Consider the following 23,051-nt stretch of genomic DNA (forward strand, 5'->3'; position numbering starts at 1 on the left):
GTGCGCTGATGGGCGTCGCCGGGGCGGCGGCGCCGCTGCTCCGGCTCGACGGCCCGGCGCGCGCGGCCGGCGGGGCGGCGGCCGCCCTGCTGGCCCTGTACGCGGCCTACGCGGCGCACGTGGCGCGCACCCGGCGCGGCGTCCCCTGCGGATGCGGCGGCGCGGGCACGCCGATGACCGGCTGGGTCGCGGGACGGGCCGCCGCGCTCTCCGCGCTCGCCCTCGCCGGCGCCCTGCTCGGGCCTCCCTCCGGGGCCACCCTGTACGAGTCGTCCGTGGAGATCGTCGCGGGCCTGGGGTTCGCCGTCCTCCTGTGGACGCTCCCGCACGCCATGACCGAGGAGAGGAGGACGGCCGGATGAGCTTCCAGAACAGCGCGCTCCTGCTGTCATGGGCGGCGATCCTGCTGCTCGCCCTGGTGGTCGCCGGGCTCGTCCGGCAGGTCCACGCGCTCGGCCGGGGAGCCGCCCGGCCCGCCGGGCTCGGCCCCGCGCCCGGCGCGCCCGCCCCCGCCTTCGACCGGCTCGGGCCCGGCCTGCTGCTGTTCCTGGACCGCGAGTGCGGCGTGTGCGCGGACGTCCTCGCCGCCGTCCCCGCCGGACGGCCGCTGCACGCGATCTTCGCGGGGCCGCCGCCCGGCGAGCCCGCGCCTCCCGGCGTGACCGTGCTGGCCGGCGAGCAGGACGGCCTGTTCGCCGACTACCGCGTCCCCGCGACCCCGTTCGCCGTGCTGGTCGGCGCGGACGGGCGCGTCCGGGCCGCCGAGCCCGTCGGCTCCCCCGAAGCCCTCCGCGCCCTCACCCTGGAGGCGGCACGATGATCGAACTCGAAGACGTCCCGCCGCTGCGCGGCCCCCGCCCGGCCGGGGCGCAGCGCGACCGGGCCCGCCCGCCGCCGGCGGACGGGCCCCGGTTCCGGCCGGTGCGGCGCAGCGTCCTCACCGGGCTCGCCGCCGCGGGCGCCACCGCCGGGCTGAAGGCCCTCGGCGTCTTCCCGCCCGCGCGCGAGGCGCTCGCCTCGGGTTTCCAGCTGGTCGGCTACTACGACATCTATCCGCGCTGTCCGTCGTACGCGGCCAACCACAACTGCTCCCCCGGCTGCGGGCCCAGCCTCGTGTGCAGCGTGTGCTGCCGGACGAGCGGGAAGTACAAGGGCTTCCACAAATCGGGAGTCTCGGATCCCGGCCGCTACAAGCTGCGCCCCAACCAGTGCTACGGCGGCGGCTACGACGGCTGGCTCTGGGCCTACGCCAAGAGCTGCGGCAGCTGCAAGAAGGGCGTCACCTGGCGCTGCCATGACGGCTGGAAGAAGTCCAAGAAGGGCAACTGGTACAAGACCATCTGCCGCAAGGCGATGGCGTGCAAGAACTGACCGCGGGGCGGATGCGGCGGGGCACGACCGATCCGCTCCTGCCCGTCGCCGCCCTCGCGCTCCTCTCGGTGGCGGCCGCCGCCCTGGACGCCGCCGTCCTGTGCTGGGCGTCGATCGGCGCGCTCGCCGGATTCTCGCTGTCGGGCAGCGTCTGAACGCGCAACAGCGAATCCGTGCTGTTCTCGCCAGGTTGGCGGGCCCCCGTACGGCAGGGCGAGGTCCTGGCCGTCTTCACCCTCGGGCTCCTGCTCGGAGGCACGCTCACCGCGACGGTGATCTGGTTGCTGTCCGGCCTCTCCGCGCCGCTTCCGCCGGGCGTCCGCACCGCCGCGATCCTGGCCCTCGCCGCGCTGGGGGCCGCGCGCGAAGCCGGACTGGTCCGCGTCCCGCTCCCCCAGAACGCCCGCCAGATCCCCCAGGACGTGCTGCAGGCCCACCTCCGCAGGGGCGCCCTCCAATTCGGCTTCGAACTCGGGACCGGCGTCCGCACCTACGTGTCCGCCACGGCCCCGTACGTCCTGGCCCTGGGCCTGCTCCTGATCCACGAAGACCCGCTCACGACCGTGCTGACCGGCACGGCCTTCGGCGCCGGGCGTGCGCTGAGCGCCCTCCTCACCTACCTGGCCCGCGACGAGGGCCGGGACGCCGCGATGGCCGTCCGCATGCCGCCCGTGAAGACCGCGGCGGCCCTCGCGTCGCTGTCCGCCCTCGCCCTCCTGCTGCTGTGACCGGAAGCCGGGCGATCGTCATCGCGCCGCCGTGGCAGACTGATCACATCTCGCCGCCGCGCACCGGAAAGAGGCTCGTCGTGCTCTGGTCACTGCTGGTCTTCGCGCTGCTGCGCGGGTTCGCGGTGGCCGAATGGGCCGGGTCGGCGCCGGGGCAGTCGGTGCTGGTCACGCTGGGCGCGCTGACCGTGGCCGGGCTCCTGGTGCTCGCGGCGGTGCGGGTCCGCGCGGCGCACCGGGGCCTGGGAGCGGCGCGGGCGCGGGTGCGGACGACCTTGCGGGACAGGACGCTGCGGACCGCCTTCCTGCCGCAGCGGGACCCGGACGCGGCGGGACGGCCCCGCCCGCGAGCGCCCGGAACGGGGATCGCGGCCGCCTGAGCGCGGCCGGAACGCCACCGATCCCCTCGTTCCGGAAGGTTCTCCTCTCATGTTCGACATTCCCGTCTCCATCGCCGCCTCCCTCGTGGGCGGTCTCGCGGACGCCCTCGACCCGGTGGCCGGCGGCCTGGCCACCGCGCTGGCGATCGTCCTGTTCACCGCCGGGGTGCGGCTGGCGCTCGTCCCGCTGGCGGTCTCGGCCGCCAGGGGCGAGCGGGCGCGCACCCGGCTCATGCCCAAGGTCCAGGCGCTCCAGAAGAAGCACGCGAAGGACCCGCGGCGGCTCCAGCGGGAGATGGCCGCGCTGTACGAGGCGGAGGGCGCCACACCGGTGGCCGGATGCCTGCCGATGGTCGCGCAGATCCCGTTCTTCATGGTCATGTACCGCCTGTTCGTGTCCGCGACGGTCGCCGGGCACCAGAACCTGCTGCTCGCGCACACGCTGCTCGCGGCGCCGCTCGGGCAGAACTGGATCGGCGTCCTCGGCGGCGGCCTCCTCGCGCCGCCCTCGCTCGTCTTCCTCGGCCTGTTCGCGCTGCTCGCGGTCGTCGCGGTGGTGACGTCGCGGCGGGTCACCGCCGAGGGGCCGATGGGCGCCGTCGCGCGGCTGGCGCCGTTCGGGACGGTCGCCGTGGCGGCGTTCCTGCCGCTGGCGGCGGGGCTGTACCTGCTGACGTCCGGGGCGTGGACGGCCGCGGAGCGGGCCGTCCTGCACCGCCGGACCCCGGCGGCGGCCTGATCGGCCTTGACGGGGGTCCGGAAGGCTGGGTTCGATGGCAACCGAACGGCGTTCTGACTACCGAGGACGGTGCGCGGTGACGACGACGGCACGGGCGACGCGGGACGACCTGTCCGATCTGGCCTTCTGGACCCTCCCCCCGGACCGGCGGGCGGCGGCGTTCGCGCGGCTGCGCGAGCGCGAGCGCCCGGCGTTCTTCCCCGAGCTCAAGCTGCCGTTCATCCGGACCGGACCGGGCTACTACGCCCTCACCCGGCACGCGGACGTGGTGGAGGCCAGCCGGACGCCGGAGGTGTTCAGCAGCGAGCCGTGCTCGAACAGCATCGCCGACCTGCCCCGGTACATGGCCCGCTACTTCGGCTCGATGATCAACATGGACGACCCGCGGCACGCCAAGATCCGCAGGATCGTGTCGCGGGCGTTCACCCCGCGCGTCCTCGCCAAGCTGGAGACCGACCTGCAGGCGACCGCGACGCGGATCGTCGACGACCTGGAGCGCAAGGGGTCGGCCGACTTCGTCACCGACGTCGCGGCGCGGCTGCCCGTGCAGGTCATCTGCGACATGATGGGCATCCCCGAGCAGGTGCGCCCGATGGTGTACGACCGGACGAACACCATCCTCGGGCTCGGAGACCCGGAGTACACCGGCGGCCGGGACGTGACCCGCGAGGGCATCACCCGGATCGGCGTCCTGTACGGGCTGCTCATGGCGATGTCCGCCGGGTACGAGCTGAACCACCTGGCGATGAAGCTCGCCCGCAGGCGCCGCCGGCACCCCGGCGACGACCTCGTGTCGCGGCTGGTCTCGGCCAACGTGGACGGCGAGTCGCTCACCGACCAGGAGATCGGCTCGTTCTTCATCCTGCTCGTCGTGGCCGGCAACGAGACGACCCGCAACGCGATGACGCACGGGCTGAAGCTGTTCACCGACAACCCCGAGCAGCGGGCGCTGCTGATGGAGGACTTCGACGCCCGCATCCCCGGGGCGGTCGAGGAGATCGTCCGGATGGCGACGCCGGTCATCCAGTTCCGCCGGACCGTCACCCGCGACCACGAGATGAACGGCCAGCGGTACCGGGCGGGCGACAAGGTCCTGCTGTTCTACAACTCCGCGAACCGCGACGCGGAGGTGTTCACGGACCCGGACGTCTTCGACATCACCCGCTCCCCCAACCCGCACGTCGGGTTCGGCGGCCCCGGCCCGCACTTCTGCCTGGGCGCGAACCTGGCCCGGCAGGAGATCACGGTGATGTTCCGGGAGCTGTTCACCCGCGTCCCGGGCATCCGGGCGAGCGGGGAGCCCCAGATGCTCTACTCCAACTTCATCAACGGCATCAAGCACCTGCCCTGCACGCTGTGAGCGGCCCTGCGAGCGGCCCTGTGAGCGACATGGCTCAGGACACCCGGCCGCCCGCGGCCCGCGCCGCGGGCGACGAGGCGAGGTAGTCGAGCGCCCGCTGCGTCGAGCACGCGCGGGACGGGTGGTAGTCGCGCCGCAGGTAGGCGCGCCCCGCGGAGATCATGAACCGGTTGCTGGGGAACAGCCCGCGCCGCACCGCCCGCCGGTAGTCGCGGATCCGCGGGCGGACGCCCTTCAGCGTCGGATCGGCCCGGCACAGGAACACCGCCCCGGCGTACACCATCAGCGGCAGCGCGAGGACGCCGAGGAAGAACGCGATGAACCGCATCCAGTACCGGCCGGCCACATGCTGGTAGACGTCGAACGCGACGGACCGGTGCTCGACCTCCTCGGCGCCGTGCCAGCGCAGCAGGTCCATCATCGTCGGATCGGCGCCGGCCTCGTCCAGCTCGCGGGCGTCCAGGATCCACTGCCCGAGCACCGCCGTGTAGTGCTCGATGCCCGCGATGACGCCGATCCGGACGAACAGCCAGCGCTTGCGGGGCAGGAACGGGATCCAGCACCGGTCGCCGAGGATCCGCCGGAACACCCACTCGATCCGGTCGGTGAGCGGGCGCGGATCGAGGCCCTGCTCCCGCATCTGCCGGTCCAGGACGCCCTGGTGGGAGTAGGCGTGCACGGCCTCCTGGCCCATGAAGCCCTTGACCTCGCGGTAGAGGCGCTCGTCGTCGCGGACGAGCGGGAGCGCCTCCTTGTAGACGTGCACGAACCACCGCTCCCCCGCGGGCAGCAGCAGGTGCAGGACGTTGATGAAGTGCGTGGCGACCGGCTCGCCCGGGATCCAGTGCAGCGGCGTGTCCGCCCAGTCGAACCGCACCCGGCGCGGGGCGATCACGGGGTGCCGCTCGTCGATCTCGCTCATCCCGCGTCCCTCCCGCGCCGCGCGGACCGTTCGCGCCGTCCCGCGCGGCGGCATCCAATTAGACTGCCGATCTAATATGTGGAGTGCGCCGGATCCGCGTCAAGACCCGGCCGGGGTGATCTACGTCGCGGGGGCCAGGACGACGTCGACGGTGAGCGCGGCGGGGGCGTCCTCCAGGGTCAGGTCGGCGATCCGCCCGGCCGCGGCCAGGTCGGGACGCGCGATCCGCGTCACCTGCGAGCCGCGCACGACCGCGCGGGAGACGTCGGCGCGCATCGACGCCCTGGCCTCCGACTTGGCCTTGCGGACCTGCCGGAGCGCCTCGCCCGTGGCCGCGAGGACGGCCGGGTCGCCGCCCGGCGGCAGCTCGGCGGCGGACGGCCACGGGGCCGTGTGCACCGACCCGCGCCGCCACCACGACCAGACCTCCTCGGTCACGAACGGCAGGACGGGCGCGAACAGGCGCAGCAGCACCGACAGCGCGGTGCGCAGCGCCGCCCGCGCGGACAGCGCCTGCGGCCCGTCCCCGTAGGCGCGGGCCTTGACCAGCTCCAGGTAGTCGTCGCAGAACTCCCAGAAGAACCGCTCGGTGCGCTCAAGAGCGCGCGCGTAGTCGTAGCCCTCGAACGCCTCCGTCGCCTCCTCGACGACCCCGGCCAGCGCCGCCAGCATCGCCTTGTCCAGCGGCTCGGTGACCGGCGCGTCCGGGGCCGCCTCGCCGAGCCCGAGCACGAACTTCGACGCGTTGAGGATCTTGATGGCGAGGCGGCGGCCGACCTTGATCTGGCCGGTGTCGAACGCGGTGTCGGTGCCGGGGCGCCCGCTCGCCGCCCAGTACCGGACGGCGTCGGAGCCGTACTCGCGCAGCAGGTCGATCGGCGTGACGACGTTCCCCTTGGACTTCGACATCTTCTTGCGGTCGGGGTCGAGGATCCACCCGGACAGGGCGGTGCCCTTCCAGGGCAGCGAGCCGTGCTCCAGGTGCGAGCGCACGACCGTGGAGAACAGCCACGTCCGGATGATGTCGTGCGCCTGCGGCCGCAGGTCGTAGGGGAAGACCCGGGCGAACAGGTCGGCGTCGCGCTCCCAGCCGCCCGCGATCTGCGGGGTCAGCGACGAGGTGGCCCAGGTGTCCATCACGTCGGGGTCGCCGGCGAAGCCGCCCGGCCGGCCGCGCTGGTCCTCGGTGAACCCCGGCGGGACGTCGGACGACGGGTCGACCGGGAGCGCGTCCTCGGCCGGCACGATCGGGTCGTCGTACACCGGCTCGCCGGACTCGTCCAGCCGGTACCAGACGGGGATCGGCACGCCGAAGAACCGCTGCCGCGAGATCAGCCAGTCGCCGTTCAGGCCCTCGACCCAGTTCTCGTAGCGGGCCCGCATGTAGCCCGGATGCCACTCCAGCTCGCGCCCGCGGGCGAGCAGCTCCGCGCGGACGCCCTCGTCACGGCCGCCGTTGCGGATGTACCACTGCCGGGTGGTGACGATCTCCAGGGGCTTGCTGCCCTTCTCGTAGAACTTCACCGGCCGGGTGATCTTGCGGGGCTCACCGTCCAGGTCGCCGGACTCGCGCAGCAGCTCGACGACGCGCTCCTTGGCCGAGAACACCGTCTTGCCCGCCAGCTCGTCGTACGGCCGGGCGGGGACGCCCTGCGGCGGGTCGGCGGCGAGCCGCCCGTCCCAGTCGATGATCGCGCGGGTCGGCAGGTCCAGCTCGCGCCACCAGGTGACGTCCGTGACGTCGCCGAACGTGCAGATCATCGCGATGCCGGAGCCCTTGCCGGGGTCGGCCAGCCGGTGCGCGACGACCGGGACGTCGACGCCGAACAGCGGCGTGCGCACGGTCGTCCCGACCAGCTCCTGGTACCGCTCGTCGTCCGGGTGCGCGACCAGCGCGACGCAGGCGGGAAGCAGCTCCGGCCGCGTCGTCTCGATGTAGACGGGGCGCTGGTCGCCGTGGAACCGGATCCGGTAGAACGCGCCGGGGTGCTCGCGGTCCTCGAGCTCGGCCTGCGCGACGGCGGTGCGGAACGTGACGTCCCACAGCGTCGGCGCCTCGGAGACGTACGCCTCGCCGCGGGCGAGGTTGCGCAGGAACGCGCGCTGGGAAGCCGTCCGGGCGGTGGCGCCGATGGTGGTGTAGAGGTGGCTCCAGTCGACCGACAGGCCGACGCGGCGCCACATCTCCTCGAAGGCCTTCTCGTCGACCTCGGTGAGGCGCTCGCACAGCTCGATGAAATTGCGCCGCGAGACCGGCTGCTGGCGTTTCGGGTCGGGCTTGGCGGGAGGCTCGAAGTCGGGGTCGTAGGGAAGGGACGGATCGCATCGGACGCCGAAATGGTTCTGCACGCGGCGCTCGGTCGGAAGGCCGTTATCGTCCCAGCCCATCGGGTAGAAGACCGCCCGACCGCGCATGCGGTGGTACCGGGCGACGGTGTCGGTGTGGGTGTAGGAGAAGACGTGGCCGACGTGGAGGGACCCGCTCACGGTGGGCGGCGGGGTGTCGATCGAGTAGACCTCGCCGCGCGGCCGGGTGCGGTCGAAGCGGTGGACTCCCTCGTCCTCCCAGACGCGTGCCCATCTGTCCTCCAGGCCGTCCAGGGATGGCTTCGGAGGGACGTGCGGAGTACGCGGCTGCTCTGTCATGGGGCCAATCGTATTGACATCGGCCCGGGTCGCATGCCGATTACCGGCGCCGACGCGGTGATCGCCTTCCCCTCCGGGGGCGGGCCGTTCCGGTAGCGTCGGAGACGACAGGACGAGAGAGGACCAACATGGCGGACAAGGGCGACATCGGCTGGCGGGTGATGGCCGGAGCGGCCGCATTCGCGGGCGGCTTCGTCGCGAAGAAAGTCATCACGCTGGCCTGGAAGAAGAGCACCGGCAAGGAGCCCCCGACCAACCCCGAGTCCCCCGACGTGGCGCTGGCCGAGGCGATCGGTTGGGCCGTGGTGATGGGCGTCGGCATGGAGGTCGCGCGGCTGCTCGCCACCCGGGCCGCCGCCCACCAGTGGGCCAAGGGCACCGGCCAGCTCCCGCAGAACCTCAAGGCCGACGTCTAGGACGTCCCGCGCCGGGGGCCCGCCCCCGGCCGGAGGCCATGCGCGTCGTGGCCGGCTCCTCCGCTGATCGGAGGGACCGGCCACGACGCGTTCTCGCTGGTCCGGGTCGCCTGAAAGCTCAGGCGCCCCGGGATGTTCAGGCGCACGGAGACGGGCGCGCCACGAGTGACGCGCCGCCTCCTCGACACTCGCGCGTGCCGCCAGGGGGTGGGCGGCCGGCTAGGAGTCCAGGCGACGGGGCTGGTCGCCGGGGAGCGGGGGCAGGGAGCCGGCGATCTCCCGCAGGTCGTTGCGGACCTTGAGGGCCAGCCCCTTGGTCGCGGAGCGGTTGAGAGCGGCGCCGGCCGCGGCGCCGGTGAGCAGGGGGCCCATGGTGGACAGGCTCCGGCCGAAGACGCGGAGCATGCGCCGGCGCAGCGCGCTCTTGGCGGCCGTGCCGAGGGCGCTGGTGAGGGTGCCGCCCTCCAGGGGGTTGATGCCGCGCTGCCGGGCCCAGGACGTCACGAACGCGGCACCGCGCGCGGTGCCGGATCCCTGGACGCTGACGCCGTACACCTCGTGCAACTCGGCGATCATCTTCACCTCGATCGCCGCGACGACGAGCGTCTCGGCGGCGAGCTGGGCGGGCGCGGTCAGCAGCAGCGGCGGGGCGGCGAACTCCACCGCGGCCAGCGCGCCTCCGGCGGCGCCGACGGCGGTCGTGGCGTTGCCCGCCGCCTTGACGATCCGGTCGGCGAGCTCCTCGCCCATCAGCCCGTGGTGGTGGGCCTGCAGGGTCTCCAGATCGCGGATCGGGATGTGCGGCGCCGCCGCGAGCAGCAGGTCGGCGAGCCACCTGCCGCGCGCGACACCCGCGGCCCCCACCTTCCGGGCGCTCTGGCCGAGCAGTCTGGCCAGTCGCCCGAGCAGGCGGCCGCGGGTCTCGCGGTCCATGTCCTCGTCGGAGGCGAGCCGGCCGATCAGCTCGCCCAGCTCCGTGGAGCCGTCGCCGCGCGCCGGCTCCACCTCGCCACCACGCGGTTCGATCTCTCCCGTCACCCGGCCTCTCCCGTCACGCGCCCTCGTCCCGTCACCCCGTGTCCGCCGCCGGTCAGGCGGCGCACTCGCGGCAGACCGGCTGGCCGTTCTTCTCGGTGGCCAGCTGGCTGCGGTGGTGGACCAGGAAGCAGCGCGTGCAGGTGAACTCGTCGGCCTGCCGAGGCACCACCCGGAAGGTGAGCTCCTCGTTCGACAGATCGGCGCCCGGCAGCTCGGCGACCTCGCCGGCGTCCAGGTCCTCGTCGATGATGCTCGCCGCCTTGTCGGCACGGCGTGCCTGGAGCTCCTGGAGGCTGTCCTCGCTCAGGTCGTCGTCTGTCTTGCGTGGGCTGTCGTAGTCGGTCGCCATCTTCTGTCTCCATCCCCCTCAGTGCTTTATGCGCCCCGTCGCGCGGATCTAACGCTCGGGGGGCCGTTCTTGTGCCCGATCCGGGCGGGAAATTCTGTCACGGTTGGTGACCTGCGACACACGAGGCGCGACCGTTCCCACGAGTGACACCCATCACCCGACTCTTCCCTCGCACTGTGTCATCCATCACATACCCGGCGGGAGACACGGCCCCGTTCCGGGGGCCGCGGCGCCTGCCGGGGTTCCCGCGGCGGCGGGATCATATCGGTCCCGGAGGCGTTGTGCGCACCGGCCGCCCCGGTGCGCCGGGACGGCCGTACCCGGCAGGCGGAACACCGAACCGGATACATCAGTGAAACGTCAGAACTAACGCGATATCGTGCCCGCCTGAGGTTGGGGGCGGATCCCCTGCGGGGGTCAGCCCGGCGATCGCCGGCACGGGGCCCCGCGAGCGGGTCCGGCGCACAATGTCGCGGACATCACTGCGGGTCACGGGAGGGTCAGATGCCGGATGCCGCTCCGCTGGAGCCGGGCGATCCTAGGGCACTCGGACGGTACGAGGTCATCGGACGGTTGGGCGCCGGAGGCCAGGGCGCCGTCTATTTGGGCAAGGCGCCGAACGGCGAGTACGTCGCCGTCAAACTGCTGCACGCGCAGATGGCCAACGATCCGGCCGCACGCGCACGGTTCACCCGCGAGGTCGCGGCGGCGCAGAAGGTCGAGCCCTTCTGCACGGCCCGGGTCCTGGAGGCCGACGTCCAGGGCGACCAGCCCTACGTCGTCAGCGAGTTCATCGACGGGCCCTCCCTGCACGACGTCGTCGCGCACGACGGCCCGCGCGGCGCGGCGGAGCTGGAGCGGCTCGCGATCGGCACGGTGACCGCGCTCGCGGCCATCCACGAGGCCGGGATCGTGCACCGCGACTTCAAGCCGAACAACGTCATGCTGGCCTCCGACGGCCCGCGCGTCGTCGACTTCGGCATCGCGCGGACGGTCAACTCGCAGGAGAGCGCCGTCACCGCGACCGGCATGGTGGTGGGCACGCCCGGCTACCTGGCGCCCGAGCAGCTCACCGGCGCGCCGCTCACCCCGGCGGTGGACATCTTCGCCTGGGCCGCGACCATGGTGTTCGCCGGCACCGGGCAGTCGCCGTTCGAGGCCGACACGCTGCCGGTCATCATCAACCGGATCCTCAACGAGGAGCCGGACCTGTCGGCGCTGCCCGCGGGGCCGCTGCGCGACATGATCGGGCGCTGCCTGTCCAAGGACGCGGGCCTGCGCCCCCCGGCGGCGCAGCTGCTGCTGAACCTGCTCGGCCATGTCGGCGCCGCGCCCGCGAACCAGGGCGGCGGCCAGGAGGACCTGCTCAACCAGGGCACCCGGATCGCCTCGCAGCTTCCGCCGCCGCCCCCGGTGCCCCCGGCGCCGCGGCCCCAGCCGCAGCAGCAGCCGATCACCCCGCCGCCGATGCCGCTGCACCAGGGCGGAATGCCCGGCCCCGCCGGGCATCCGCAGCAGCCGATCACGCCGCCGCCGATGCCGATGTACCAGGGCGGGGCGATGCCGCCCCCGCCGCAGACGCAGCCCCGGATGCCGATGCCGCCCGGCCCGCCGCAGTACGGGCAGCCGCCGAAGCGGTCCAGCTCCGCCGGGCCGATCATCGCGATCGGGTGCGGCGCGCTCGCGCTGATCGTGATCCTGGTGGTCGTGGTGCTCGCCGTCATCGGCGCCAACAGCGACGACGACCCGCCGACGCCGACCTACTCGCCGCCGAACACCTACACGCCGACCGACAGCCCGACCGGCAGCACCACCGGGGGCCTGCTCGGCAACTGGACCGGCAACGGGTACCAGCCGGGCGCCGAATCCGGCCACACCTCCTTCAACGTCAAGTTCTCGCTGCTGTACTCCAGCGGCGTCGCGACGTACACCTATCCGTCCGGTGCCCAGGACACCTGCTACACCCGGCTCTCGCTGCTGTCCGGCGACGAGAACAGCGCCAGGGTCCAGTACCGGGAGACGCCGATGGCGGGGATGGACCCGAAGGAGTGCGCCTCCGGGTACGTCACGTTCGTCCCGTCCTCCGGCGGCACCACGATGCGGTGGGAGTGGCGCCAGCTCCAGTCCGAGACGACCGCGACCGCGTACGGGACCGTGTCCAAGTAATGACCGAGGTCGCCCCCCTCCGCAAGGGCGATCCCTCCCGCCTCGGCGCGTACCGGCTGACCGGTCTGCTCGGCGAGGGCGGGCAGGGCGCCGTCTACCTCGGGGAGGACGAGCCGGGCCACCGGGTCGCCGTGAAGCTGCTGCACGCGCGCTTCAGCGGCGACCCGAAGGCCCGCTCCCGGTTCGCGGCCGAGGTCGCGGTCGCCAAGCGGGTGTCGGCGTTCTGCACGGCCCGCGTCCTGGACTCCGACGTCGAGGGCGACCGCCCCTACATCGTCAGCGAGTACATCGACGGGCCGGCGCTGTCGCGGGTGCTGGCGCAGGACGGCCCGCGGCGCGGCGCCGACCTGGACCGGCTGGCGATCGGGACGATGACGGCGCTCGCCGCGATCCACCAGGCGGGGGTGGTGCACCGCGACTTCAAGCCCGCCAACGTGCTGCTCGCGCCGGACGGTCCGCGCGTGATCGACTTCGGGATCGCGCGGGCGCTGGACGCCACCGGCACCATGTCGAGCACGGCGGTCGGCACCCCCGCCTACATGGCGCCGGAGCAGATCTCCGGAGCCATGGTCGGGCCCGCCGCCGACGTGTTCGCCTGGGGCGCCACGATGACGTACGCGGCGAACGGGCGGCCGGCGTTCGGGCAGGACTCGATCCCCGCGGTGATGCACCGCATCCTGAACCTGCCGCCCGACCTCGGCGACCTTCCCGATCCGCTGCGCGGCATCGTGGCGAACTGCCTCAGCAAGGACCCGGCGCTGCGTCCCGCCTCCCAGCAGGTCCTGGCGCACCTGCTGGCGCTCGCGGGCAGCCTCCCGCAGCCGGCGGGCGCGCAGCAGCCCGACGCCCCGGGCCCCGCCCAGGACGCCCTGATGCTCACCCAGGGCGCCCAGACGGCGGCCACCGAGTCCGCACGGCTGCGGACGCAGACGCCGGCGCCCTTCCAGGCCGCCCCGCCGGTGCCGCACCCCGCGGTGCCGCACACGCCGCCGCACGCGCCGCCGCCCCTGCCCGGCGCGGGGTGGCCGTCACCGGCCCCGCCGCCCAACGGGAACACGCCCGCCACGTGGCCGTCCGTCTCCTCTCCGGGGGTCGACTTCACGAAGCCGTCCGGGGGGAGGAAGGGTCCCCACATCGGCGTTCTCGCCGGGGCGGGAGGCGCCGTGCTGGCCGTGCTGGTTCTCGCCGCCGCCGTGGCCTGGGTCCAGTTCCGCGGAGACGGCGACCAGGGAACGACGGCCACCGGCGGACGGGTCGGCGGGACGCTGCCCGTCGCGATGCCGACGCCGACCGCCACCGACGGCGGGTTCGACCCCTCCCGCGCCCTCAGCGGCACCGAGCGGTTCCTCAGCAAGCAGCTGTTCACCGGCCTGACCGAGGTCGGCGCCGACGGCGCCGCCCGCAACCGGCTCGCGACGGCGATCAGGCCGGACGCCGAATGCCGCAGGTGGACCATCACGCTCAGGAACGGGACGACCTTCAGCAACGGCGAGACCGTCGACGCGCAGGCGTTCGCCCGCGGCTGGGCGCGCAGCGCCGCGGACAAGACCGGTCCCGCGTCCTACCTGATGACCGACATCGAGGGGTACTCCTCCGTGTCCGACGGCGGGACCGGGTCGCTGTCCGGGGTCAAGGTGGTGTCGGGCACCTCGCTCGAAGTCGCGCTCACCTCTCCCAACTGCGATTTCGCGGACCGGCTGTCCGAACCGGCGTTCATGCCCGTCCCCGAGGAGGCGGGCAAGGTCGACAACGCGGCGTTCAACACCCGCCCCGTCGGCAACGGCCCGTTCAGGCTGCGGGACTACACCAAGGGCGCGTCGGTCTCGCTCGTCCGCAACGACCGCTGGGCGTTCGGCAAGACCAAGCTGGACGGCGTCACGGTGATGCTGACCGACGACTCCGCCAAGGGGCGCACCGCCTACACGGCCGGGCAGACCGACTGGTACGCGGTGGGCACCGAGGATCTGGCCTCGACCCCGAGAACGGGCCTGGTCGCCCGTCCCGCGCCGTTCACCCGGATGCTCGTCCCGATCACCGCCCAGGGCCCGATGAAGTCGAGGGAGGCCCGTCAGGCCGTCTCCTACGCGCTCGACCGGAGCAAGCTCAGCCTGGCGCTCGGCGGTTTTCCCAAGCCCGCCTACGGCATCGTCCCGGCGCCGATTCCCGGGTTCGGCCGGCGCGGCGTCTGCCCGTCCTGCGACGGAACGGATTTCGAGAAGGCGAAGATGCTGGCCGCGCAGGCCGGGCTGACCAGCGGCACGACCGTCCGGCTGTACTACCGCCAGTCGCCCGTCGACCAGCGGTTGGCGGCGGTCGTGAGCTCGCAGCTGAAGTCGGTGCTGGGCGTGCAGGTCGAGATGAAGTCCTACCCCGTCGCCGAGTTCACGAAGTACCGGGACGACGTCATGTCCAAGGACGCGTCCGGGCTGGCCTTCCTGCCGTACGGGCCCGACTACCCGGGCGCCTACACCATGCTATGGCCGCTGCTCGGCGGCGGCGAGACGAGCGACACGGGCTTCTACAACCTGGGCAAGTGGAGGAACGCCACCTTCGACGGGACGATCTCCAGGGCGCTCAGGACGCCGACGCCGGCGGACCGGACCGGCCTGTTCAAGCAGGCCGAGAAGGTGGCGCTGGACGACATGGCCCTCATCCCGCTGCTGAACGACGTCCGGGTCGCCATGGTCCGGCCCGGCAAGTACGTCGGGCTGGAGCCGGACTACGACGGCGACCCCACCGCGGCGGCCGCCGCGCTCAAGTAGCAGCGGCGGCCGCCGCGCTCAAGTAGCAGCGGCGGCCGCCGCGCTCAGGTCGCGGCGGCCGCCGCGGCTCACGCGGCCGGCTGGCCCGGGGGGAGGCGGACGGTGACGATCAGCCCGCCGCCCGGCCGCGGCACCGCGTAGACGGCGCCGCGGTGCGCCAGCACCACCGAGCGGACGATCGACAGGCCGAGCCCCGCGCCCTTGGCGGACTCGACGCGGTCGGCGTTCAGCCGCCGGAACGGCTCGAACAGCCGCTCCACCTCGTAGGCGGGCACGACGGGCCCGGTGTTCTCGACCTGGACGGTGGCGTAGCCCTCCAGCATGCCGGTGCGGATCCACAGCTCGCCGCCGTCCTCGACGTTGTGCTTGATCGCGTTCTCGACGAGGTTGGACACCAGGTGCTCCAGCAGCACCGGGTCGCCGAGCGCCGTCCCGGGCGTCAGCTCGGGATGGACGGCGACGTCGTTGTCGTGCTCGCGGCGGGCCGACTGCTCCAGCACCGTCGCCGCCACCTCCGCCAGGTCGACCGGCGTGCGGGCGGTCAGCTCCCGCTCGCTGCGGGCGAGCAGCAGCAGCCCCTCGATGAGCCGCTCGTGCCGGGCGTTGGTCGCCAGCAGCGTCCGGCCGACGGCGCGCAGGTCGTCGGAGACCTCCGGGTCGCCGAGCGCCACCTCCAGCAGCGTCCGGTTGATCGCGAGCGGGGTGCGCAGCTCGTGCGAGGCGTTCGCGACGAACCGCCGCTGGGTGTCGAACGCCTGCCCGAGCCGCTCCAGCATCGCGTCGAACGTGTCGGCCAGCTCCTTGATCTCGTCGTCCGGGCCCTCCAGCGCGATCCGCTCGTGCAGCGTGCTCTCCGAGAGCCGGCGCGCGGTGGTGGTGACCCGCTGCAGGGGGCTGAGGGCCCGGTCGGCGACGAACCAGCCGAGCACCAGCGTGATGACGCCGACCCCGCCGAGCGCGAGCAGCGACCGCCCGACGAGCTGGCGCATCGTCTGCTCGACGAACTGGCGCTGCAGCTCGGCCGCCTCCGCGTCGGAGATGCCGAAGCCGATCACCTTGACGTTGCCGAGGATGTTGGCCATCAGGACCGACATCACGAACAGCAGCAGCGCGCCCGCCATGAAGAACAGCAGCCCGTACAGCAGGGTGAGGCGCAGCCGCACGCTCATCCGGCCCGGCATCACCGTCATCGGGGCGAACGCCCCGCCGCCCTCGCCGCGCCACATGCCCTTCGCGGCCGGGTGCGGCTGGGGGACCTGCTGCGGGCCGGGGCGGCGCCACCGCCCGCCGCGCCGGGCTCCGGCGTCGCCGGAATCGCCGGGAGGCGCGGCCGGCCGGGCGGCCTGCGCGCCGCTCTCCCGGTCCGGGCCGGCGGCCTGGCCGTCCGGCCCGTCCGGGCGGTCCTGGGGTGCGGTCTCCTCGGTCACAGGCGGTATCCCACTCCGGGCACGGTCTCGATCACCGGGGGGTCGCCGAGCTTCTTGCGGAGCGTCATCATCGTGACCCGGACCACGTTGGTGAACGGGTCGATGTGCTCGTCCCACGCCTTCTCCAGCAGGTGCTCGGAGCTGACGACGGCGCCGTCGGCGCTGAGCAGCACCTCCAGCACCGCGAACTCCTTGCGGGTCAGCTCCACCGGGCGGCCGTCGCGGGCGACCTCGCGGCGGGCCGGGTCGAGGGTGATCCCGGCGCGCTCCAGGACGGGCGGCAGCGGCGCGGCGGCGCGCCGGCCGAGGGCCCGCACCCGGGCGATCAGCTCGGCGAACGCGAACGGCTTGGCCAGGTAGTCGTCGGCGCCGATGGACAGGCCCTCGACCCGGTCGTCCAGCTCCCCCGCCGCCGTCAGCATGATGATCCGCGCGGGGTAGCGCTGCGAGACGAGCTGCTTGCAGACGTCGTCGCCGTGCACCTTGGGCAGGTCCCGGTCCAGCACGATCACGTCGTACTCGTTGACGCCGGCCCGCTCCAGCGCGCCCGCGCCGTCGTAGGCCACGTCCACCGCCAGCGTCTCCCTGCGCAGGCCGGTGGCGATCGCGTCGGCGAGCACGCGCTCGTCCTCGACGACTAGAACACGCAAAGGGTCCCCCTCCTCGTCGGGGCGCGGCCGGCCCCGCGCCCGGAACATGGCGCATCACACATGCCCGCCTCACATATGCCATGGAGGCCGTAAGACGCCCGTAAGCAGCTGTTCCTCTCCTGGTACGCCAGATGGTGATCTCGCGGACGCAAGGATCCGCGAAAATTGCATCGCAAGACAGGTTTACCTTCAGCCTAGGCCTGGGTAGGCATGGGCACGATCCGGGAGGAGGCCCATGGGCGAGTTGACACGCATGATCCAGCAGCGGCTCGACGACGCGTACGCGTCGCTGCGGAGCGCCCACCAGGCTGGGGACGCCTACCTGGCGGACATCCGCCGGGAGGAGATCGAAGACCTGCGCCGGATCGCAGCGAACAACGACATCGGCGTCGAACCGCCCCGCTGCGACTGACCCCCGCCGTCGCAAGGCGCTGTCCGTGACGGGGAGCCCGGGACCCGGTCCCGAGCTCCCCGTTGTCGTTGCCGTTGCCGTTGCCGGTGTCGTTGCCGGTGAGGCCCGCTCGCGTCAGTCCCTGGCCGGGTCGAGCGGGGCCAGCAGATCGTGCAGGGCCTCGAACGTGCCCGGGCCGGCGGCGATGGTCAGCTCCGGGCCGGGGGCCGCCCCGTGCAGCCCCTCGACGCGCCCGCCCGCCTCCCGGACGATCAGCCCGCCCGCGGCGATGTCCCACGCCTGCACGCCGCGCTCGTAGTAGGCGTCCGCCCGCCCCGCCGCCAGGGAGCACAGGTCCACGCAGCACGACCCGCCCCGGCGGATGTCGCGGATGTTCGGCAGCACGCCGGTGAGGACCTCCGCCTGCCGCGCCCGCCGTCCCGCCTCGTAGCCGAACCCGGTGGACACCAGCGCCCGGCCCAGCGGGACGTGGGCGTTCACGCGCAGCTCGCGCGTGCCCGCCGCGGTGTGCTGGAGGGCCCCGCCGCCGCGCACGGCCGTGTAGGTCTCCTCCCGGCGCGGGATCTCCACCACGCCGGCGACGGCCTCGCCGTCCACCTCGGCGGCGATGCTGACCGCCCAGTCCGGCAGGTCGTAGAGGTAGTTGACGGTCCCGTCGATCGGGTCGACCACCCACCGCACGCCGCTCCCGCCGGCCTGCGAGCCGCCCTCCTCGCCGAGGAAGCCGTCGCCGGGGCGCACCGCCCTGATCCGCTCGATGATCAGGCGTTCGGCGGCGCGGTCCATCTGGGTGACGACGTCGGTCGGGGACGACTTGGTCTGGACGACGTCCGGGCCGCCCGCCGGCCGCTTGTCGACCAGCATCCGGCCGGCCTCGCGGGCGGTCGCCGCGGCCAGGTCCAGCAGTTCCTCGGCCAGGCTCATGAGACCCCTTCCAGGAGGTGGCGGGGCAGCGCGGCGAAGCGCGGGTCGCTCCCGGGCGTGGCGGCGCGCTCGAACGCGAGCCCGAGCTCCGCGGCGCGGTCGGCGGCCTCGACGTCGAGGTCGTACTTGACCTCCATGTGGTCGGAGACGAACCCGATCGGCACGACCGCCACGGCGCGGACGCCCCGGCCGTGCAGCTCCTCCAGGTGGTCGGTGATCTGCGGCTCCAGCCACGGCTGGCTCGGCGGCCCGCTCCGGCTCTGGTACACGAGGTCCCACGGCGCCTCGGGGGCCGCCTGCCCCGCGACAGCCTGCGCGGCGGCGTGCAGCTCCGCGGTGTACAGCTCCCGGTTGGGCTGGGACAGCGGCACGCTGTGGGCGGTGAACACCAGCCGCGCGCCCTCGGGCAGGCGGCCCAGCGCGTCCTTCGTCGCGTCCACGAACGGTTCGAGGAAACCGGGGCGGTCCGCGTAGACGGGGAGCTTGTCGATCTCGGGGGCGCCCGGCACCTCCGCGCGGGCGCGGGCGATGTCCTCAAGGTACTGGTCGTTCGTCGAGTAGCCGCTGTAGGCGGACGTGACGAACGCGGCGGCGCGCCGGATCCCGTCCTCCTCCATCTGCCGGACGGTGTCGGCGAGGTAGGGGGTCCAGTTCCGGTTGCCCCAGTACACGGGCAGGTCGACGCCGTTGGCGGCGAAGTCGGCCTCGATCGCGGCCTTGAGCTCCCGGCACTGCCGGTTGATCGGACTGACACCGCCGAACAGGAAGTAGTGCTCCCCCACCTCCTCCAGGCGCTCCTTGGGGATGTTGCGCCCCCTGGTGACGTTCTCCAGAAACGGGATCACCTCTTCGGGCCCTTCCGGCCCTCCGAAGGACAGCAGAAGCAACGCGTCATACGACGTCATGCGTCCATCCAATCAGCCGTCGGGCCGATTCCCCGTCAGGGGTGCTCACTCGTAGCGCGCCGAGTACGCCCTCGCCAGGTTGAGGACCTTCTGGACGTACCAGTCGGCGTGGTTGTACTGCCAGACCGCCCGGTAGAGCTGCCGCCCGCCCTGGCCCGCCCCGTTCGCGCACAGGTACTTGGCCGCCCCCGGGATGGCGTCGTAGGGGTTCATGATGTCGGCCTTGCCGTCGCCGTCGCCGTCCACCCCGTACGCCTTCCACGTCGAGGGCAGGAACTGCATCGGGCCGAGCGCGCCCGCGCTGGAGCGGCCCGCGTTGCGCCCGTGGTCGCTCTCGACCTGGCCGATCGCGGCGAGAACCGTCCAGGACAGGCCGCGGCAGCTCCTGGCCGCCTGCTTGTAGAGGTCCAGGTAACCGCCCGAACGGCCGCCGTCCGCCGGTGCCTGGTACTTGCTCTCGTGCAGGTTCAGCACGCTCGTGCCGGGGCCGAGGACCTTGCCGACGGCCTTGACGACCTTGGCGGGGTCCACCCCGGGCGCGTTGACGAGGACCGCCACGTTGGGGACGAGGCCCATCTCCTGCCCGGACTTCCTGCTGACGAGCATGTCGATGCCGGGCAGGCCGAGCGGACCGGAACCGCCCATGGTGAGCTTCGGCATCGTCCGCGCCACCACGGGGTACTGGTAGCCGCGGTTGAGCTGGAGCTGCTGGGCGGCGGCCGGCGACACCACGAACTGGTCACCGGCCAGGGCGGCCCACAGGTCGGTCTTCTTCGCCGTCGCGGGCGGCGTCCAGGAGCGGAACGCCGACGGGTCCACGGCGAGCGCGTTCACCTGGCGGCCCTGGAGCTGGACGGCGCCGCCCGCGACGGCCGCCACGTCCCCGACCCTGCCGAGCCTCGCGATCCGATTGATCTTGGCGGCGGGGATCGAGGCGGTCCCGACGGCGAGCACGTCGGGCGGCACGACGCGGCGCAGCGGCGCTACCTGGCCGCCGGTGGCCACGTTGACCGGGTCGCCGGGACGCACGCTCGGCGGCGCCGCCTCCTGCGGCGACTCGGCCCCGGCCGGATCCGCCTTCTCGGTGGTCAGCGCCGCGTAGACGCCGCCGGAGGTGCTGGCGACGGCCAGGACCGCGATACCGCCGATGAGGAGGGGCAGCGCACGGCCGCCCCGCCGCAGCCCCGCGTCCGGGCGCCGCGGATCCCGCTTCTTCTTCTCGGGCTGGTTCTTCTCGGGCCGGGGCCGGTGCGGACGGGCGGCGGGCGCCTCACCACCGCCGATCGCGCCGGTGCGCGGAGCTGAAGGAGGAGCCACAACATTTCCCCACGAGTCTCGCTACGGACGGTTAGCCTGCCGTGGTTACCGGATCGTACGGTATCGACGACTCTGTGCCCCCGCTCGGGCCGTCCAAAAATGTGAACTTTCCTCACGATCGATTCGTGAGTAGAGTCACGGCATGTCCCCAGCGACCAAGCAGACGTGGCGGAACTGGGCGGGAAACCAGCAGGCCACACCGCATCGCGTCGCCGCACCGCGCAGCGCCGACGAGGTGGCCGCCGCGGTCCGGTCGGCCGCCGCCGACGGCCTCACGGTCCGCATGACCGGCACAGGGCACTCCTTCACCGGCGCCGCCGTCGCCGAGGGGGTCCTGCTCCGTCCCACCGCGCTCACCGCGGTCCGCTCCGTCGACACCGCCACGGGGCTCGTCACCGTCGAGGCCGGCCTGCCGCTCCACGCGCTCAACCGCGTTCTGGAGGAGCACGGCCTCGCGCTGGCCAACATGGGCGACATCCAGGAGCAGACCGTCGCGGGCGCGCTGCAGACCGCGACGCACGGAACCGGGCGCGACGCCGCCGGCCTCGCCTCCCAGGTCGCCGCCCTGGAACTCGTCCTCGCCGACGGCACCGTGGCGAACTGCTCGCGCGAGGAGCGCCCCGACCTGTTCGCCGCGGCCCTCGCCGGGCTCGGCGCTCTCGGCGTCGTCACCGCCATCACCTGGCGGACCGTCCCGGCGTTCCTGCTGCGCGCGCAGGAGGCCCCGATGAAGTGGGACGAGGTCCTCGCGCGCGTGGACGAGTTCGACGCCGCCAACGAGCACTTCGAGTTCTACTGGTTCCCGCACACCGAAGGCTGCCTGACCAAGCGCAACAACCGGGTCGAGGGTCCGGCCGAGCCGCTGTCGAAGGTCAGGCACTGGCTGGACGACCGGTTCCTGTCGAACACGGTCTTCGGCGCCGTCAACAGGGTCACCCACCGGGCCCCCGCCGCGACGCCCTTCGTCAACGGCATCTCCGCCAAGGCGCTGGGGGCCCGCACCTACAGCGACACCTCGTACAAGGTCTTCACCAGCCCGCGCACGGTCCGCTTCAAGGAGCAGGAGTACGCGATCCCGCGCGAGGCGCTCGTCCCCGCGCTGCGCGACCTCCGCACCCTGTTCGCCAAGCGGGACTGGCGGATCAGCTTCCCCATCGAGGTCCGGCTGCTTCCCCCCGAGGACGCCTGGCTGTCGATGGCGCACGGCCGCCAGAGCGCGTTCATCGCGGTGCACGTCTACCACCGCGACCCGCACGAGGACTACTTCGGCGGCGTCGAGGACCTTCTGACCGGGTTCGACGGCCGTCCCCACTGGGGCAAGCTCCACACCCGCGGCGCCGCCTACCTGGAGAAGGCGTACCCCCGGTTCGGCGACTTCCGCGCCCTGCGGGACGAGCTGGACCCGGACCGCCGCTTCGCGAACCCCTACACGAGGCAGGTCTTCGGCGACTAGCCGCACCCGGCCTTCCCGGCGGCCGCCGGGCTCAGCCGCCCGGCGTGGAGCGCGGGTCGGGGACGCCCTGGCCGCCGTCCTGCGGGCCTCCGGTGGTCGCGGGCGCCTCCGGCGTCGTCGGCGCCGTCGTCGGCGGCACGGTCGTGGGCTCCTGCGTCGGCCGCTCGGTCGGCTCCGACGACGGCTGCGGCGCCGTCGAGCCCGGTCCCCCGGTGGGCGCCTCACTCGTCGGAGTGCCGCTCGGCGTGGAGGTCGGCTTGTCCGTGGCGCCTCCGGAGGGGTCCTGCGAAGGCGTGTCGGCCGGCTTCGCGCTGCCCCCGCCGTCGAGGACCTTCGTGACGGTCAGGCCCTTGCCGCCGGCACCGCCCACGGGCCGGCCGGTGCCCGCCTCGTAGATCGTGATCCCGCCGATGACGACCGCGAACACCGCCGCCGAGGAGACCACCAGCTTCACCCAGTGCGCCTTGGCCCACTCCACCGTGCTCTGCCACGCCGAGCGGCGGACGACCTGCCGGACCGCGTCCTCGCCGGCCTCCTCGGCGAACGCGGCGGCGACCGTCTGCGCGGGGTCCAGGCGCGTGGCGTTCGGGTCGCCGCCGGGGTCGAGCCGCGTGGCGTTCGGGTCTCCCCCGCCGAACACGGGGTCCAGGCGCGTGGCGCCGGGATCGCCCGACCACACCGCGGTCCGGGTGGGGACGGCGCTCCTCGCCTCGCCGGCCGCGCCCTCGGCCATCTCCCGCCGCCGGACCGCCGACTGCAGGTGCGTCAGCTCCTTGATCTGCTCACGGCCCTGGTCGAGGTAGTGCTTGCCGACCGCCGACCCCGCCGTGGAGATCACGCTCATCAGGGCCGCGCCGATGATCGTCCCGTACACGCCCAGGAAGGACGCGCCCAGGGCGGCGACCGCCGTCGCCACCGCACTCGCGATCAGCTGCGTCGTGCTCACGTCCGGCAGCTTGCGCGGCATCGCCTGTCTCACCCCTGTCTGTCGCCACGGACACCCCGAGATTGAACTGATCGGAAGGACGCGGGTGTTCCTGCCCACGACGTGACGCTCGCAACGTCGAACTGGCGGGGCGTTCACGG

General features: G+C 73.4%; 23 protein-coding genes. 13 read left to right on the forward strand and 10 right to left on the reverse strand.

Annotated elements, in window-relative coordinates:
* The 8 genes from ABD944_RS19530 to ABD944_RS19565 all read left to right on the forward strand — a co-directional run.
* Window positions 1-362 (forward strand): MauE/DoxX family redox-associated membrane protein (locus ABD944_RS19530; RefSeq protein ID WP_345178475.1); only part of this gene is annotated, 362 nt, incomplete at its 5' end.
* Window positions 359-820: a hypothetical protein gene (locus tag ABD944_RS19535; protein ID WP_345178477.1), complete on the forward strand. Its 462-nt coding sequence runs from the start codon at window positions 359-361 to the stop codon at window positions 818-820. The genes ABD944_RS19530 and ABD944_RS19535, both read left to right, overlap by 4 nt.
* Window positions 817-1,371, forward strand: coding sequence for a hypothetical protein (locus ABD944_RS19540; protein ID WP_345178479.1), 555 nt, complete (start codon window positions 817-819; stop codon window positions 1,369-1,371). The genes ABD944_RS19535 and ABD944_RS19540 overlap by 4 nt, the downstream gene beginning before the upstream one ends.
* A complete protein-coding gene (locus ABD944_RS19545; RefSeq protein WP_345178480.1) occupies window positions 1,359-1,526 on the forward strand; it encodes a hypothetical protein in 168 nt (55 codons plus the stop codon). The genes ABD944_RS19540 and ABD944_RS19545 overlap by 13 nt, the downstream gene beginning before the upstream one ends.
* A gap of 18 nt (window positions 1,527-1,544) precedes the next feature.
* Window positions 1,545-2,099: a hypothetical protein gene (locus tag ABD944_RS19550; protein ID WP_345178481.1), complete on the forward strand. Its 555-nt coding sequence runs from the start codon at window positions 1,545-1,547 to the stop codon at window positions 2,097-2,099.
* Complete coding sequence (locus ABD944_RS19555) at window positions 2,096-2,479, forward strand: DUF6412 domain-containing protein (protein ID WP_345178482.1); 384 nt, start codon at window positions 2,096-2,098, stop codon at window positions 2,477-2,479. The genes ABD944_RS19550 and ABD944_RS19555 overlap by 4 nt, the downstream gene beginning before the upstream one ends.
* A 49-nt stretch (window positions 2,480-2,528) precedes the next feature.
* Window positions 2,529-3,218, forward strand: a complete 690-nt coding sequence (locus ABD944_RS19560) for a YidC/Oxa1 family membrane protein insertase (protein WP_345178485.1) — start codon at window positions 2,529-2,531, stop codon at window positions 3,216-3,218.
* 34 nt (window positions 3,219-3,252) lie between these two features.
* Window positions 3,253-4,578 carry a cytochrome P450 gene (locus ABD944_RS19565; protein ID WP_378188914.1) on the forward strand — a complete coding sequence of 442 codons (1,326 nt, stop codon included), beginning with the start codon at window positions 3,253-3,255 and terminating at the stop codon, window positions 4,576-4,578.
* 34 nt (window positions 4,579-4,612) lie between these two features.
* Here the strand turns inward: ABD944_RS19565 and ABD944_RS19570 are convergent, their stop codons facing one another.
* Together ABD944_RS19570 and valS are read right to left on the reverse strand one after the other, a co-directional pair.
* A complete protein-coding gene (locus ABD944_RS19570; protein WP_345178488.1) occupies window positions 4,613-5,500 on the reverse strand; it encodes a metal-dependent hydrolase in 888 nt (295 codons plus the stop codon).
* 120 nt (window positions 5,501-5,620) lie between these two features.
* A complete protein-coding gene (valS, locus tag ABD944_RS19575) occupies window positions 5,621-8,146 on the reverse strand; it encodes a valine--tRNA ligase (RefSeq protein WP_345178490.1) in 2,526 nt (841 codons plus the stop codon).
* 128 nt (window positions 8,147-8,274) lie between these two features.
* On the opposite strand from valS, the gene ABD944_RS19580 reads away from it, so the two are divergent.
* Entirely contained in the window at window positions 8,275-8,562 is a 288-nt protein-coding gene (locus tag ABD944_RS19580; protein WP_179836389.1) for a DUF4235 domain-containing protein, read from the forward strand.
* 219 nt (window positions 8,563-8,781) lie between these two features.
* Here the strand turns inward: ABD944_RS19580 and ABD944_RS19585 are convergent, their stop codons facing one another.
* Window positions 8,782-9,600, reverse strand: coding sequence for a hypothetical protein (locus ABD944_RS19585; protein WP_345178492.1), 819 nt, complete (start codon window positions 9,598-9,600; stop codon window positions 8,782-8,784).
* A gap of 52 nt (window positions 9,601-9,652) precedes the next feature.
* Entirely contained in the window at window positions 9,653-9,949 is a 297-nt protein-coding gene (locus ABD944_RS19590) for a DUF4193 domain-containing protein (protein ID WP_117404125.1), read from the reverse strand.
* Window positions 9,950-10,453: 504 nt separating this feature from the next.
* Between ABD944_RS19590 and ABD944_RS19595 the strand changes: the two genes are divergently transcribed.
* Both ABD944_RS19595 and ABD944_RS19600 read left to right on the forward strand, forming a co-directional pair.
* Complete coding sequence (locus ABD944_RS19595) at window positions 10,454-12,115, forward strand: serine/threonine protein kinase (RefSeq protein ID WP_345178493.1); 1,662 nt, start codon at window positions 10,454-10,456, stop codon at window positions 12,113-12,115.
* Complete coding sequence (locus ABD944_RS19600; protein ID WP_345178496.1) at window positions 12,115-14,877, forward strand: ABC transporter substrate-binding protein; 2,763 nt, start codon at window positions 12,115-12,117, stop codon at window positions 14,875-14,877. Before ABD944_RS19595 ends, ABD944_RS19600 begins: the two co-directional genes overlap by 1 nt.
* Before the next feature lie 68 nt (window positions 14,878-14,945).
* Here the strand turns inward: ABD944_RS19600 and ABD944_RS19605 are convergent, their stop codons facing one another.
* Both ABD944_RS19605 and ABD944_RS19610 read right to left on the reverse strand, forming a co-directional pair.
* Entirely contained in the window at window positions 14,946-16,304 is a 1,359-nt protein-coding gene (locus tag ABD944_RS19605) for a sensor histidine kinase (RefSeq protein ID WP_345178498.1), read from the reverse strand.
* The gene (locus ABD944_RS19610) at window positions 16,301-16,954 is read right to left on the reverse strand and encodes a response regulator transcription factor (protein WP_345178499.1); all 654 of its coding nucleotides are present in this window, start codon (window positions 16,952-16,954) and stop codon (window positions 16,301-16,303) included. Before ABD944_RS19610 ends, ABD944_RS19605 begins: the two co-directional genes overlap by 4 nt.
* Before the next feature lie 235 nt (window positions 16,955-17,189).
* On the opposite strand from ABD944_RS19610, the gene ABD944_RS19615 reads away from it, so the two are divergent.
* Window positions 17,190-17,366: a hypothetical protein gene (locus tag ABD944_RS19615; RefSeq protein WP_345178501.1), complete on the forward strand. Its 177-nt coding sequence runs from the start codon at window positions 17,190-17,192 to the stop codon at window positions 17,364-17,366.
* A 114-nt stretch (window positions 17,367-17,480) separates the two neighbouring features.
* Here the strand turns inward: ABD944_RS19615 and ABD944_RS19620 are convergent, their stop codons facing one another.
* From ABD944_RS19620 to ABD944_RS19630, 3 genes are read right to left on the reverse strand one after another with little or no spacing between them, the layout of a single operon-like run.
* Entirely contained in the window at window positions 17,481-18,290 is an 810-nt protein-coding gene (locus ABD944_RS19620) for an inositol monophosphatase family protein (RefSeq protein WP_345178504.1), read from the reverse strand.
* A complete protein-coding gene (locus tag ABD944_RS19625; RefSeq protein ID WP_345178505.1) occupies window positions 18,287-19,195 on the reverse strand; it encodes a ferrochelatase in 909 nt (302 codons plus the stop codon). The genes ABD944_RS19620 and ABD944_RS19625 overlap by 4 nt, the downstream gene beginning before the upstream one ends.
* Before the next feature lie 45 nt (window positions 19,196-19,240).
* The gene (locus tag ABD944_RS19630) at window positions 19,241-20,512 is read right to left on the reverse strand and encodes a lytic transglycosylase domain-containing protein (protein ID WP_345178507.1); all 1,272 of its coding nucleotides are present in this window, start codon (window positions 20,510-20,512) and stop codon (window positions 19,241-19,243) included.
* Between the two features lie 142 nt (window positions 20,513-20,654).
* On the opposite strand from ABD944_RS19630, the gene ABD944_RS19635 reads away from it, so the two are divergent.
* The gene (locus ABD944_RS19635; RefSeq protein WP_345178509.1) at window positions 20,655-21,965 is read left to right on the forward strand and encodes a D-arabinono-1,4-lactone oxidase; all 1,311 of its coding nucleotides are present in this window, start codon (window positions 20,655-20,657) and stop codon (window positions 21,963-21,965) included.
* 31 nt (window positions 21,966-21,996) lie between these two features.
* Here the strand turns inward: ABD944_RS19635 and ABD944_RS19640 are convergent, their stop codons facing one another.
* On the reverse strand, window positions 21,997-22,911 hold the full coding sequence (locus tag ABD944_RS19640) for a hypothetical protein (RefSeq protein WP_345178511.1): 915 nt from the start codon (window positions 22,909-22,911) through the stop codon (window positions 21,997-21,999).
* Window positions 22,912-23,051: the final 140 nt, after the last annotated feature.

The organism is Actinomadura verrucosospora (assembly GCF_039540335.1).
Taxonomy (GTDB): domain Bacteria; phylum Actinomycetota; class Actinomycetes; order Streptosporangiales; family Streptosporangiaceae; genus Spirillospora; species Spirillospora verrucosospora.

Bases quoted from the DNA above. Each gene is read 5' to 3' on its own strand.
- ABD944_RS19535 (WP_345178477.1), top strand. From the start codon at position 359: ATGAGCTTCCAGAACAGCGCGCTCCTGCTGTCATGGGCGGCGATCCTG.
- ABD944_RS19540 (WP_345178479.1), top strand. From the start codon at position 817: ATGATCGAACTCGAAGACGTCCCGCCGCTGCGCGGCCCCCGCCCGGCC.
- ABD944_RS19560 (WP_345178485.1), top strand. From the start codon at position 2,529: ATGTTCGACATTCCCGTCTCCATCGCCGCCTCCCTCGTGGGCGGTCTC.
- ABD944_RS19565 (WP_378188914.1), top strand. From the start codon at position 3,253: ATGGCAACCGAACGGCGTTCTGACTACCGAGGACGGTGCGCGGTGACG.
- ABD944_RS19570 (WP_345178488.1), bottom strand. From the start codon at position 5,500: ATGAGCGAGATCGACGAGCGGCACCCCGTGATCGCCCCGCGCCGGGTG.
- valS (WP_345178490.1), bottom strand. From the start codon at position 8,146: ATGACAGAGCAGCCGCGTACTCCGCACGTCCCTCCGAAGCCATCCCTG.
- ABD944_RS19580 (WP_179836389.1), top strand. From the start codon at position 8,275: ATGGCGGACAAGGGCGACATCGGCTGGCGGGTGATGGCCGGAGCGGCC.
- ABD944_RS19590 (WP_117404125.1), bottom strand. From the start codon at position 9,949: ATGGCGACCGACTACGACAGCCCACGCAAGACAGACGACGACCTGAGC.
- ABD944_RS19595 (WP_345178493.1), top strand. From the start codon at position 10,454: ATGCCGGATGCCGCTCCGCTGGAGCCGGGCGATCCTAGGGCACTCGGA.
- ABD944_RS19600 (WP_345178496.1), top strand. From the start codon at position 12,115: ATGACCGAGGTCGCCCCCCTCCGCAAGGGCGATCCCTCCCGCCTCGGC.
- ABD944_RS19615 (WP_345178501.1), top strand. From the start codon at position 17,190: ATGGGCGAGTTGACACGCATGATCCAGCAGCGGCTCGACGACGCGTAC.
- ABD944_RS19620 (WP_345178504.1), bottom strand. From the start codon at position 18,290: ATGAGCCTGGCCGAGGAACTGCTGGACCTGGCCGCGGCGACCGCCCGC.
- ABD944_RS19625 (WP_345178505.1), bottom strand. From the start codon at position 19,195: ATGACGTCGTATGACGCGTTGCTTCTGCTGTCCTTCGGAGGGCCGGAA.
- ABD944_RS19635 (WP_345178509.1), top strand. From the start codon at position 20,655: ATGTCCCCAGCGACCAAGCAGACGTGGCGGAACTGGGCGGGAAACCAG.